This window comes from Isoptericola luteus (genome assembly GCF_020297055.1).
GTDB lineage: Bacteria > Actinomycetota > Actinomycetes > Actinomycetales > Cellulomonadaceae > Isoptericola > Isoptericola luteus.
This window is the reverse complement of record NZ_JAIXCQ010000002.1, coordinates 155,332-168,419: the sequence shown is the minus strand read 5'-3', so window position 1 is coordinate 168,419 and position 13,088 is coordinate 155,332. Positions and strand designations below refer to the sequence as shown.

The following is a 13,088-nucleotide window of genomic DNA, read 5'->3' as shown; positions in this document are numbered from 1 at the left end:
TGCGCACGGCGGCCCGGTCTCCGCGCAGGGCGAAACCGCCGTGCCGGGTTCGCGACAGGCCCGGGCGGGCCTTCCGTCGCTGTCGGTGCCCCGTGATCGAATCAGGCCGTGACCTCAGCGAGCCGACCCGAGCCCCGCCCTGAGCCTCGCTCCGGGCCGCGCCCGGCGCCGGGCCGCGCGTTGCGCCTCGTGCCGCCGCCGGAGGCGGGGGCGCACGGGGAGCCGGGCGCTCCGGGGCAGGCCGGGCCGTCGCTGGACGCCACCCAGCAGGCCGCCGTCGACACCGCTCGCGAGCACCCGGTCACGCTCGTCGTGGGCGCGCCAGGCACGGGGCGGACCACGGTGGCCGCCACGGTGGCGGTCCGTGCGCTCGACGACGGGCTGGACCCGGCGCGCGTCCTGGTGCTGGCGGCGTCCCGCCGGGCGGCCGCCCGGCTGCGTGACGTCGTCACGGCCCGCGCGGGCCGCACGGTGGGCGCGCCGATGGTCCGCACGGCCGCGTCCGCGGCGTTCGCGGTGCTGCGCACCCGGGCCGCGGCGCACGGCGACCCGCCCCCGACGCTCGTCTCCGGGCCGGAGCAGGACCTCGTCCTGGCCGACCTGCTCGCCGGTCACGTGGCGGGCGAAGGCAGCGAGCTCGACCTGCCGCCCGACCTGCCGCCGGAGTCGCTCGGCCTGCGCGGCCTGCGTCAGGAGCTGCGCGACCTGCTGATGCGGGCGGCCGAGCGAGGGCTGGCGCCCGTCGACCTCGCGGAGCTCGGCGAGCGGCACGACCGGCCGGAGTGGCGGATGGCGGCCCAGCTCTACGAGGAGTACCTGGACGTCACCACGCTGCGCCTCGGGACGCCGGACTCGGGCGCCCGCTACGACCCCGCGGGCGTCGTCGACGAGGCGGCGCACGCGCTGGGCACCTGGGAGTCCGAGCTGCCGCACGTGCCGCGCCCGTCGTGGGACCTCGTGGTCGTGGACGACTACCAGGAGGCGACCGTCGCGACGGCGCGGCTGCTGCACGTGCTGCACGGCGCGGGTGCGCGTCTGGTGCTCCTGGCCGACCCGGACTCGGCGGTCCAGGGGTTCCGCGGCGCGGCGCCGGGCCTCGTCGGCCGGGCGGCGGCTCCGGCCCGCTCGGGCGCCGTCGGGGCCTTCGACGCGCGGACCGTCGTGCTCGGCACCGCCTGGCGGCAGCCCGCGGCGCTGCGTGCGGTGACCCGGGACGTCTCGGCGCGCGTCGCCACCGTCTCCGGTGCCTTGCACCGCGGCGCGGGAGCACGTCCGGACGACGCAACGGACGACGCAACGGACGTCGTGTCCGACGACGTGTCCGACGGCAGGCGGGGCGCTCCTGAGGAGGTGCGCGAGGGCGCCCGCGGCACCTCGCCCGGCGATGCCGGTGGTGCCGGCGGTGCGGGTGGTTCCGGCGGCGTCGACGGCGCCGTGCCGGACGCCGACGCGCCCGTCGGCGTCCGGGTCGCGGTGCTCGCCGGTGCGGCGCAGGAGGCCGCGTACGTGGCCCGCGAGCTGCGTGCGGAGCACCTGCTGCACGGCACACCGTGGGAGCGGATGGCGGTCGTGGCACGCAGCGGCGACCGGCTCGCCTCGCTCCGGCGCGACCTCGTCGCCGCGTCGGTGCCGGTGGCGCTGCTCGGCTCGGACCTCCCGCTGCGCGACGAGCCCGCCGTGGCACCGCTGCTCGCCGCGCTGCGCGTGTGCGCCGGCGGGGGCGGGCTGGACCGGATGCTCGCCGACGAGCTGGGCGAGCCGACCTCCACGCTCGACGCCGACACCGCCGCGCTGCTGCTCGTCTCCCCGGTCGGCGGCCTGGACGCCGTCGCGCTGCGGCGGCTCCGGCGCGCGCTGCGCGCCGAGGAGCTCGCCGGCGGCGGGGGACGGTCGTCGGACGCCCTGCTGGTCGAGGTGCTGGACGACCCGGCCCGCGCCGAGACCCTGCCCGCTCCCGTGCGGCGCAGCCCGCTCGCCGTCGCGCGCGTGCTCGCCGCCGGGCGGCAGGCTGCCGCGGAGCCCGGTGCGACGGCGCAGACCGTGCTGTGGTCGGTGTGGGCGGCCACGGGGCTGGCCGAGCGCTGGCGCGACCAGGCGCTCGCGGGCGGCCCGGCGGCAGGGCGGGCGGACCGGGACCTGGACGCGGTGCTCGCCCTCTTCCGCGCCGCGGAGACGTACGTGGACCGTATGCCGGGTGCGCCCGTCGCGGCGTTCGTGGACTACCTGGCCTCGCAGGACCTGCCCGCCGACTCGCTGGCGGCGGCCGCGGTGGGCGCGCGCTCGGTCGAGGCGCTGACGCCCGCCGGCGCGGCCGGGCGCGAGTGGGACGTCGTGGCGGTGGTCGGCGTGCAGGACGGGGTCTGGCCCGACCTGCGGCTGCGGGACTCCCTGCTCGGCTCGCAGGCGCTCGTGGAGCTGCTCGCGGGCCGCAGCAGCACCGCGCACGGGTGGGGCCCGGAGGCGCGGCGCCAGGTGCTCGCCGACGAGCTGCGGTCGTTCCTGGTCGCGACGTCGCGAGCCCGGCGCCGGCTGGTGGTGACCGCCGTCGAGGACGCGGAGGAGACGCCGTCGGTGTTCCTCGACCTGGTGTCCCCGCCCCCGCCGGACGACGACGGTCCCGACGGGGAGAGCCACCTGGACGGGCCGGACCCGCGGCGCGTCACGGTTGGTCCGCCGCTCGACCTGCGTGGCGTCGTCGCGGCAGCTCGTGGCGAGCTCGTGCGCGACGTGACGGCGCAGCGCGACGGCGGTCCGGCGGCGCCCGCGCAGGCGGCCGCGGCGCTGCTCGTGGACCTGGCGGGCGCCGGCGTGCCGGAGGCCGACCCGCGCACCTGGTACGGCGTGGCGGGCGCCTCGGCCGACGCGCCGCTCTGGGGGCCTGCCGACGAGGTCGTGGTCTCGCCCTCGAAGGTGGAGACGGTGAGCAGCTGCGCCCTGCGCTGGGCCTTCGAGTCCGCCGGTGCCACGGCGCCGGACGCCACCCACCAGACGCTCGGCACGCTCGTGCACGCGATCGCGGAGACGTTGCCGCAGGGCTCGCTCGCCGAGCTGCGGAGCGAGCTGGACCGCCGGTGGCCGGAGCTCGCTCTCCCCGACGGGTGGCCCGCGCGCCAGCTGCGCCGGCGGGCGGAGCAGATGATCGAGCGGCTCGCGGCGTACTACGCGCAGGCGGGCAGGCCGCTGCTCGTGGAGCCCGCGTTCGAGGTGATGGTGGGCCGGGCCCGGCTGCGCGGCAAGATCGACCGCGTCGAGGAGGCGGGGGAGCCCGGCGAGGACGCGGTCGCCGTCGCGGACCTCAAGACCGGCCGCACCGCCCCGGCGCGGGCCAAGGCCGCCGAGCACCCGCAGCTCGGGGCCTACCAGCTCGCCGTCACCGAGGGCGCGCTCGACCTGCCGGACGGGACGCGGAGCGCGGGCGCCCGGCTGGTCTACGTCGGGACCCCGACCGTGGCACCGACCGTGCGGGACCAGCCGGGGCTCGACGTCGGCACCGACGGCTCGAGCTGGGCGCGCGAGCTCGTCGAGGGGGCGGCCGACACGATGGCCGCCGCGCGCTTCACGGCGCACCAGAACGAGCTGTGCCCCATGTGCCCGGTCCGTCGCTCGTGCCCGGTCCAGCCCGAGGGAAGGAACGTGATCGGATGACCGAGCCGGCACACGGCGCCCCGCAGGGCGACGCACCCGACCCCGCGTGGGACGCGCTGGACCTGCCCGACCGCGGCGCCGACCTCGGGTTCCCCGAGCTGGCGGACCTCCTGGGCGAGCCGGCCGTGCGCCCGTCGGACGCCGCCGACCCCCTGGCGGAGCCCGCGGCGGGCACCGAGGCCCCGGTGGCCCCGCGGACCTCGGCCCGGCAGATCGCCGAGCTGCTCGGCCGCCCGGCGCCCACCGACGAGCAGGTCGCGGTGATCGAGGCACCCCTCGAGCCCGTGCTCGTCGTCGCGGGCGCCGGCTCCGGCAAGACGGAGACGATGGCCGCCCGCGTCGTGTGGCTGATCGCCAACGACCTCGTCGCGCCCGAAGAGGTGCTCGGCCTGACGTTCACGCGCAAGGCTGCCGGCGAGCTGACCACGCGAGTGACCTCCCGGCTGGCCCAGCTCGCCCGCGCCCGGGGGCGCGCGGCCTCCGGGCTGGACCTGCTCGCGCGGCCCACGGTCGCGACGTACAACGCCTACGCCGCCGCGCTCGTGGCGGACCACGGCCTACGGCTCGGGATCGAGCCGGGGTCGCGGCTCCTCGGCGAGGCGAACCAGTGGCAGCTCGCCGCTCAGGTCGTGGAGTCGTGGGCGGACGACCTCGGCACCGACAAGGCCGTGAGCACCGTGGTCGGTGCGGTGATCGCCCTGTCGGGGGCGCTCGGGGAGCACCTCGTGACGGTCGACGACGCGCGGGACGCCCTGAGCGACGTCGTCGACAGGCTCGACGCCCTGCCGCTCGGTCCGCGGCAGAAGCGCCGCACCAAGGAGATCCAGCAGCTCGTCGACTCCGTCGCGGAGCGGACCCGCCTGCTCGACCTCGTCGCCGAGTTCCGGCGGCGCAAGCGCATCGCCGACTCGCTGGACTTCGGCGACCAGATCGCGTTCGCGGCCGAGCTCGCCCGCTCCGTGCCGGCCGTGGGCGCCACGGAGCGGTCGCGGTACCGGGTGGTGCTGCTCGACGAGTACCAGGACACCTCCTATGCGCAGGTCGAGCTGCTCGCCGGGCTCTTCGGCGGCGGGCACGCGGTCACCGCCGTCGGCGACCCGCACCAGTCGATCTACGGGTGGCGCGGGGCGTCGGCCTCGGGCCTCGCCCGCTTCCCGGAGCGGTTCCGCACCGGCGCCGGCGCGCCCGCGGCGGTGCGCTACCTGAGCACGTCGTGGCGCAACGACGCCGCCGTGCTGGCGGCGGCGAACGTCGCGGCCGCGCCCCTGCGGGAGCAGGCGCTCGCCACGGGCACCGGGGTCGACGTGCCGCCCCTCGACCTGCGTCCGGACGCGGGCACCGGGGTCGTCAGCGCCCACGTCGCCGCGACGAGCGAGGAGGAGGCGGAGGCCGTCGCCGAGTTCGTCGCGGCACGGTGGCGGCGTGCCGCGCGCCGCGACGGGTCCGGCCGCGTCACGGCGGCGGTGCTGTGCCGGGCGCGGTCCCAGTTCGCCGCGGTCGAGGTGGCGCTGCGCCGCCGCGGGCTCCCGGTGGAGGTGGTGGGGCTGGGCGGGCTGCTCACCACCCCGGAGGTCGTCGACGTCGTCGCGCTGCTGGAGGCGGTGCACGACCCGTCCCGTGGCGACTCGCTGCTGCGGCTGCTCACCGGCCCCCGCGTCAACCTGGGCGCGTCGGACCTGCACGCGCTGGGTTCGTGGGCCGCGGACCTCGCGCGCCTGGACGGGGCGCGTCCGCCCACGGGGCGGCAGCCGGGCGGCCCCGGTGCCGACGACGGGACGCCGGCGGTCGTGGAGGGCGACGTCGTGGACCACCGGTCGATCGTGGACGCGCTCGACGACCTGCCCGAGCCGGGCCGCGCCGCGCGCGACGGCCGGGTCCTGACGGCGGACGGGCACCGCCGCCTGAGCGCGCTGGCCCGGCTCCTGCGCGACCTGCGCGGCCTGACGTACCTGTCGCTGCCGGAGCTGGTCGCACAGGCCGAGCGCGCGCTCGGGCTCGACGTCGAGGTCGCGACGGCGCAGGTCCTCGCGGACCGGCTCGCGGGCGGTCTCGGGGACGGGGTGAGCCAGCGTGGCCGCGAGCACCTCGACGCGTTCCGGGACGTGGCGGCGTCGTTCGCGCAGTCGGCGGACGTGGCCACGCTCGGTGCGTTCCTCGCGTGGCTGGGCGTGGCGGGCGACCAGGAGCGCGGCCTCGACATGCCGGTCCGTGATCCGGACCCGGACGCCGTGCAGGTGATCACCGCGCACGCGGCCAAGGGGCTGGAGTGGGACGTCGTGGCCGTGCCGGGGCTGGTCGACGGCGTGTTCCCCAGCCAGGCGGAGAGCTCTCAGGGGCGCACCGACTCCGGCTGGCTCACGGACCTCGCGGCGCTGCCGTACCACCTGCGCGGCGACGCCGACGACCTGCCCGAGCTCGCGTGGCAGGACGCGACGGACACGAAGGACCTCGCCGACCGGCGCGCCGAGTTCCGGCTCGCCTGCGGCGCGCACCGGCTGGCCGAGGAGCGCCGGCTCGCCTACGTGGCGTTCACCCGGGCCCGCCGCGAGCTGCACCTCACCGGGCACTGGTGGGGCACGGGCAGCACGCCGCGGCGCGTCTCACCGTTCCTCGCCGAGCTCGTCGAGGCGGGGGTCGTGGCGGGGGACGCCTGGGCGCCGCCGCCGGAGCCGGGCACCGGCAACCCCCGTGACGACGTCGAGGTGACGGCCACGTGGCCCGAGGTGGACGCGCCGGACGTCGCGCTGGACGCGGTCGCCGCGCCGGACACCGTCGCCGGGCAGGCCGCCGCCGCGGTGATCGGGATCACGCCGTCGCCCCGCACGGTGCTGCGCGCCACCGCGGCGCGGGTCGCCGCCGCGGCGGCCGTCGGGGAGGCGGCGCCGACGGGGATGCTGCACGACGCGGCGGGGCGCGACCTGGTCGCGCTGTCCGGGATCCTCCTGGCCGAGCGTGGCGCGCGTGACGTCCAGGGCGAGATCGAGATGCCGGCGCACGTCTCGGCGTCGGGCCTCGTGCGGCTGGCGGCCGACCGTGGGGAGTTCGCGCTCCAGCTGCGTCGCCCGGTGCCGCACGAGCCGACCGTGCACGCCCGCCGCGGTACGCGGTTCCACGAGTGGGTCGAGCGCTTCTACACGGCGTCCTCGCTCCTGGACGTCGACGACCTCGCCGGCGCGGAGGACGGCGAGCTGCCGGCAGACGTCGACCTCGAGACGATGCAGGCCAGGTTCGAGGCCTCCGAGTGGGCCTCGCGCAGCCCCGTCGCCGTCGAGGTCGACGTCGAGACCCCCGTGGCGGGCATCATGCTGCGGTCCCGGATCGACGCCGTCTTCGTCGACCCGGACGCGCCGCCCCCGGCGGAGGGCAAGGCGCCGGCGGTGCTGGTCGTGGACTGGAAGACGGGACGGGAGCCGAAGGACGCCGCGGCGCGCGCGGCGCGCGAGGTGCAGCTCGCCGTGTACCGGCTGGCGTGGTCCCGGTACACGGGGGTGCCGGTGGAGCGGGTATCCGCCGCGTTCTGCTATGTGACGACGGGAGTCACCGTCCGGCCGGAGCGGCTGCTCGACGAGGCCGAGCTCGAGGCGCTGGTGCGTGGCGCCTGACCGACGTCGCCGACGCCGGGGTCAGCCGACGGGTGTGGAGAACCGGTCCTCGGCGGCGGCCTTGACGGGCTCGCCCGGACCCTCGGGGCCCACGCGCAGCCGCTCGGGCCGGGTGCGGTAGTGCGTCAGGTACAGCGGCAGGCCCACGAAGACGAGGCCGCCCACGAGGTTGCCCAGCACGGTCGGGAGCTCGTTCCACACGAGGTAGTCGACGAGGGTGAAGTCGCCGCCGAGCAGCAGGCCCGAGGGGAACAGGAACATGTTCACCACCGAGTGCTCGAACCCGAGGTAGAAGAACAGGAAGACAGGCATCCACATCGCGATCGCCTTGCTGATCGTGTCCTTGGACATGAGGAACGCGACGACGCCCGTCGACACCATCCAGTTGCACAGCACGCCGCGCACGAACAGGGTGAGCATCCCGGCGGCGCCGTGCTCGGCGTACCCGACGGTACGGCTCTCGCCGATCGCGCCGAGGGCCTGCCCGATCTCGCCCGGCGGGGTGGAGAACCCGTAGGTGAGCGTGATCGCCATCAGGACGGCCACGGTGAGCGCCCCGGCGAAGTTGCCGCAGAACACGAGCCCCCAGGTGCGCCACACGCCGCGCCACGTCGCGCCCGGGCGGCGGGCGAGGACGGCGAACGGCACCATCGTGAAGACGCCGGTGAGCAGGTCGTAGCCCATCAGGTACAGCATGATGAAGCCGATCGGGAAGAAGACGGCTCCGAGCAGCGGGTTGCCCGTGGTCGTGCTGATGGTGACGGCCAGCGCCGCCCCCATCGTCAGGAGCGCCGCACCCATGAAGGACCGGATGAGCGTGTCCCGGGTGGAGGTGAACAGCTTCTTCTCACCCGTGGCGACCATCTGCGAGACGAAGTCCTGCGGCATCACGTACGACATGGCGACCCTTCGGAGAGGTGACGGCGTTGGTGCTGCCGCCGATCCTCGCCCGGGCGGGTTGTGGCGATGTTGTGCGAGTGTTCGGGTCGTGTTTCGACCTGCCCGAACCCGGTAAGACCCTCGTGTCCGTCGTCTCACCGGTGGGCCGTCGCCCCTGAGAGGACCAGGTCGCGGGACCGGGACGGCTCAGGCGCGGGCGTCCTCGCGGGTCGCCTCGTCGAGGTCGGCGAGCATCGCCTCGGCGTCCGCCACGACGTCGGGCAGGGAGCGCCGCACGCCGTGCAGGAGCCAGCGGGCCAGGGCGAGCTCCCCGACGAGCAGCGCCCGGTCGACGAGCCGCACGTCGTGCAGCTCCGTGCGGCGGAGCTGGTACGCCTCCATGATCGAGTCGACGGCCTCGGGCGGGGCCGCGACGAGGAGCCAGGCGAGGTCGTCCGCCGGGTCCGCGACGCGAGCCTCGGACCAGCCGCTGACCGACGTCACCCGCCCGCCGGTGACGAGCATCTGGTCGGGTGCGAGGTCGCCGTGCACGACGACCGGCTGGAAGCGCCACAGCGCGACGTCCTCGAGCGCCGCCTCCCAGCGGCGCAGGAGCGTGGGCGGGACCCTGCCGGTGGTGGCCGCCTCGTCGAGCTCGACCAGGCGTCGCTCGCGGTACTCGGAGGCGGTGTAGGACGGTAGCCCGCAGGACTCCACGACGGAGGTCGGCAGCTCGTGCACGGCGGCCAGCGTCCGGCCGAGGTCTGCGGACAGCCCCGGCCCCGGGCGCAGGGAGTCGAGGTCGAGCGGGGCCCCGGTGACGTGGCGGTGCACGACGGCGCGCCCGCCCTCGGGCAGCAGGGCGAACCCGGCGACCTGAGGGACGGTGAACGGCAGCACGCCGGCGTCGACGTACAGGTGCAGCGCGTCGAGCAGCTCGATCTCGGCCTCCAGGGCGGCGCCGGCCATCGTGGTGCGCGGGGCGCGGACCAGCCACTCGCGCTCGTCGGCCGCGGTGACCACGGCGACGTCGTAGTCGCCCGGGAGCTCCTCGGGGCGCACCGAGAGGGCGTCCAGACCGGGGACGGCGGCCGTCGCGAGCGCGGCGAGGGCGAGCGGACTGCGTGGCACCCGCCCACCGTAGTCCCGACGGCACCCCTGCACGGGTACGGTCGGGAGCGTGTCCGACGCCGTCCCGCTCCCCGACCTGACCTACACCAGGGCCACGCACGACCGCGCGGCCCACCGGCGCGGGGAGCCGGACCTCCTCGAACGGCTGCTGGCGGACGCGACCACGCGCGTGGTGCTGGTGCACCGGGGGCGCCCCGCCGTCGACCACGGCGGGATGCTCGCGCTGCTGAGCCCGGGAGCCGTCGCGGACGTGTCCGTCCAGCCCGAGGCGGACGGTCGGGCCGGGCACCGCTGGCTCTTCCTGGGCGAGGACCTCACGACCCGCGGTGCGTACCTGGCGCTGGTCCTGCCCGACGACGCCGACACGGAGGCCGTCGACATCGAGGGCGTGTCCCCGGCCGCGCCGGCGACGCGCCTGGTGCGGCGGTACGCCTGGGCGGGGCTGCGGGCGCTGGGCGGGCGCGAGCTCGACGGCCTCGCCGCCGAGGCGGTCGCCCTGGCCGCATGGCACGCCGCGCACGCCCGGTGCGCCCGTTGCGGGGAGCCGACCGTCGTCGAGCAGGCGGGGTGGGTGCGCCGGTGCGTCGCACAGGACGTCGTCGTGTACCCGCGCACGGACCCGGCGGTGATCATGGCCGTCGTCGACGACGACGACCGACTCCTGCTCGGCCATGCCGCGCACTGGCCCGAGGGCCGGTTCTCCACCCTCGCGGGCTACGTGGAGCCGGGGGAGGGCCTCGAGCAGGCGGTGCGCCGGGAGGTGGCCGAGGAGACCTCCGTCGAGATCTCGTCCGACCCCGGCGGCGTGCTGTACCGGGGGAGCCAGCCGTGGCCGTTCCCCGCCTCCCTGATGCTCGGGTTCCGCGCCCGGGCCCGCACCACGCAGGTGCGCGTCGACGGGGTCGAGGTCACCCAGGCGCGGTGGTTCACGCGGGCGGAGCTCGCCCGGGCGGTGGACGAGGGGCAGGTCGGCCTGCCGGGTCGTCCGTCGATCGCGCGGGCGCTGATCGAGGAGTGGTTCGGCGGCCCGATCGACGAGCCGTAGGCGCCCGTGGGCCGGCCCAGCGGCCGTGTGCGTCCTGCGCGCCGCACAGGTGGTGGGTGCGGGACCCACCACGTGGACCCCGCACCCACCGTCTGTCCGCGGGGGTCAGGAGCCGAGGCGTTCCTTGACGTCGGCCAACGACGGGTTGGTCGCCGCGGTCCCGTCCGGGAAGACGACGGTCGGCACGGTGCGGTTGCCGCCGTTGACCTGCTCGACGAAGGCGGCCGTCTCCGGCTGCTCCTCGATGTCCACCACCGTGTAGCCGATGCCCGCCGAGTCGAGCTGCGTGCGCAGCCTGCGGCAGTACCCGCACCACGTGGTGGAGTACATCGTGACGGTGCCCGGCGCGGGGGCCTGGGGCGAGGCGGACGGAGCGGCGGTCATCGGGAGGTCCTCCATGGGTCCTGGCGGGTTCTGACGAGCTCTGGCGGGCGTGCCGCGTCGCCCTGGGGACGACGGGAACGCGATGTCGCCGGCGCCTGCGACAATCGCAGACGATGTCGACAGCCACCAACTCCCCAGGCAACACCGGCCTCGACCGGGTTCATCCCGACGCGATCCTCGACGCGCTCGACCCGGAGCAGCGCCAGGTCGCACTGGCCCTGACCGGCCCGGTCTGCGTCCTGGCGGGCGCCGGCACGGGCAAGACGCGCGCGATCACGCACCGGATCGCCTACGGGGTGCGCAGCGGCGCGTACAAGCCGACGTCGGTGCTCGCCGTGACGTTCACCGCCCGGGCGGCGGGGGAGATGCGCACCCGGCTGCGCGAGCTCGGCGTCGCGGGCGTCCAGGCCCGCACCTTCCACGCCGCGGCGCTGCGCCAGCTCGGCTACTTCTGGCCGCGCGTCGTCGGCGGCGCCCCTCCTCGGATCATGGAGCACAAGGCTCCGGCGGTCGCGGAGGCCGCGCGCCGCGTCGGTGCAAGCGTCGACCGCGTCGCCGTCCGCGACCTGTCCAGCGAGGTCGAGTGGGCCAAGGTCTCGCTCGTCACGGCCGACGACTACGTCAAGGCGTCGCTCGCCGACGACCGGCCACCGCCGTCGGGCTTCGACCACCAGACGGTCGCACGACTCATCTCCGCGTACGAGGACGTCAAGACGGAACGGGGCGTCATCGACTTCGAGGACGTGCTCCTCATGCTCGCGGACATGCTCTCGTCCCACCGGGTGGTGGCGGACGAGGTGCGGTCCCAGTACCGGCACTTCGTCGTGGACGAGTACCAGGACGTGTCGCCGTTGCAGCAGTTCCTCCTCGACCAGTGGTTGGGCGGGCGGCGCGAGCTGTGCGTCGTGGGCGACCCGTCCCAGACCATCTACTCGTTCACGGGTGCGACGCCGCACTACCTGCTCGACTTCACGCGCACCTACGCGGACGCCGAGGTGGTGCGGCTGGTACGCGACTACCGGTCCACGCCCCAGGTGGTGCACCTCGCCAACGAGGTGCTGCGCCGCGGCCGCGTGGCCGGCGCGCTCGAGCTCGTCGCCCAGCGGCCGCCGGGGCCGCCCGCGAGCTTCACGGCGTACGACGACGACGAGGCGGAGGCTGCCGGCATCGCTGCCCGTGCCGGGCGGCTCATCGCCTCGGGGGTGCGCGCCAGCGAGATCGCCGTGCTGTACCGCACCAACGCGCAGTCGGCGGCGTTCGAGTCGGCGCTCGCGGACGCCGGGATCAGCTATCTGGTGCGCGGCGGGGAGCGCTTCTTCCAGCGCAAGGACGTGCGCGACGCGATCGTCCTGCTGCGGGGGGCGGCGCGTTCGGCCGACCCGGACCAGCCGATGGGCGAGCAGGTGCGCGACGTCCTGACCACGGCCGGCTGGTCCTCCCAGCCGCCTGCCGCGCGCGGCGCCGCCCGGGAACGGTGGGAGGCGATGCAGGCGCTCGTGGCGCTCGCGGACGACGTCGCCGCGGCGGCCCCCGCGGACGCCCCTGCCACGGTCACCACCCTGGTCGAGGAGCTGACCGAGCGCGCGTCGGCCCAGCACGCCCCGACGGTCGAGGGGGTGACGCTGGCGTCGCTGCACGCAGCCAAGGGGCTCGAGTGGGACGCCGTCTTCCTCGCCGGGGTGAGCGAGGGGCTCATGCCGATCTCCCTGGCCGAGACGGACGAGGGCGTCGCGGAGGAGCGCCGCCTGCTCTACGTCGGCGTCACGCGCGCCCGGGAGCACCTGGAGCTGTCGTTCGCTCGCTCGCGCAACCCGGGCGGCCGGGCGACGCGCAAGCGCACCCGGTTCCTCGACGGCCTGTGGCCGGACGAGCCGAGCGGTCGTGGGCGGTCGCGGGCGGCGCGGGGGCAGGCGCGCCAGCGCCTCACGGGCGACCACGACGTCGCGCTGTTCGACGCCCTGCGGGAGTGGCGGCTGTCGGTGGCGCGGGAGACGGACAAGCCTGCCTACACGGTGCTCGGGGACGCCACCCTCGCGGCGATCGCGGAGCTCAAGCCCACGTCCGTGGCGCAGCTGGCCCGGATCAACGGCATCGGTCCGGCCAAGATCGACCGCTACGGGGCCACGATCCTCGCCATCGTGGGCGGTGCGGTGGACTGACGAGGGACGTTCAGCGGCTCTCGAAAAACTTGTCGGAAAAAAACTTCTAAAAAAGATGTGGCAGCCCGGCAGGCAGCGTCTATGCTCGAAGAGTTCGTGACGGAGTGACGCGTGCCGAGAGGCTCGGGTCCGATCGCAGTGAGGAGGGGAGTTTGCAGTGAACACGAAGCACCTGATCGTGACGATGAAGGCGCCGGCATTCGGCGCGTCCGGGCACACCTCTGCCCAGATGCGACTTGTGTC

General features: G+C 76.0%; 7 protein-coding genes. 4 read left to right on the top strand and 3 right to left on the bottom strand.

Going from position 1 to position 13,088, the window contains the following annotated elements; all coding sequences use genetic code 11:
• The first annotated feature begins 108 nt into the window (after positions 1–108).
• Positions 109–3,645 (top strand): UrvD/REP family ATP-dependent DNA helicase, encoded by a 3,537-nt coding sequence (locus LEP48_RS03820; protein WP_225564256.1) that lies wholly within the window; start codon positions 109–111, stop codon positions 3,643–3,645.
• Positions 3,642–7,247, top strand: a complete 3,606-nt coding sequence (locus LEP48_RS03815) for an ATP-dependent helicase (RefSeq protein WP_225564255.1) — start codon at positions 3,642–3,644, stop codon at positions 7,245–7,247. The genes LEP48_RS03820 and LEP48_RS03815 overlap by 4 nt, the downstream gene beginning before the upstream one ends.
• Positions 7,248–7,268: 21 nt before the next feature.
• Here LEP48_RS03815 and LEP48_RS03810 read toward each other — a convergent pair whose 3' ends face one another.
• Together LEP48_RS03810 and LEP48_RS03805 are read right to left on the bottom strand one after the other, a co-directional pair.
• Positions 7,269–8,147, bottom strand: coding sequence for a formate/nitrite transporter family protein (locus LEP48_RS03810; protein WP_225564254.1), 879 nt, complete (start codon positions 8,145–8,147; stop codon positions 7,269–7,271).
• Positions 8,148–8,333: 186 nt separating this feature from the next.
• Positions 8,334–9,257, bottom strand: coding sequence for a macrolide 2'-phosphotransferase (locus LEP48_RS03805; RefSeq protein ID WP_225564253.1), 924 nt, complete (start codon positions 9,255–9,257; stop codon positions 8,334–8,336).
• Positions 9,258–9,306: 49 nt separating this feature from the next.
• Here LEP48_RS03805 and nudC point away from each other — a divergent pair, with 49 nt between their 5' ends.
• Positions 9,307–10,302, top strand: a complete 996-nt coding sequence (nudC, locus tag LEP48_RS03800; protein ID WP_225564252.1) for an NAD(+) diphosphatase — start codon at positions 9,307–9,309, stop codon at positions 10,300–10,302.
• Between the two features lie 105 nt (positions 10,303–10,407).
• Here nudC and LEP48_RS03795 read toward each other — a convergent pair whose 3' ends face one another.
• Positions 10,408–10,686: a mycoredoxin gene (locus LEP48_RS03795; RefSeq protein WP_225564251.1), complete on the bottom strand. Its 279-nt coding sequence runs from the start codon at positions 10,684–10,686 to the stop codon at positions 10,408–10,410.
• Positions 10,687–10,799: 113 nt separating this feature from the next.
• Here LEP48_RS03795 and LEP48_RS03790 point away from each other — a divergent pair, with 113 nt between their 5' ends.
• The gene (locus LEP48_RS03790) at positions 10,800–12,845 is read left to right on the top strand and encodes an ATP-dependent helicase (RefSeq protein ID WP_225564250.1); all 2,046 of its coding nucleotides are present in this window, start codon (positions 10,800–10,802) and stop codon (positions 12,843–12,845) included.
• The last annotated feature ends 243 nt before the right edge of the window (positions 12,846–13,088 follow it).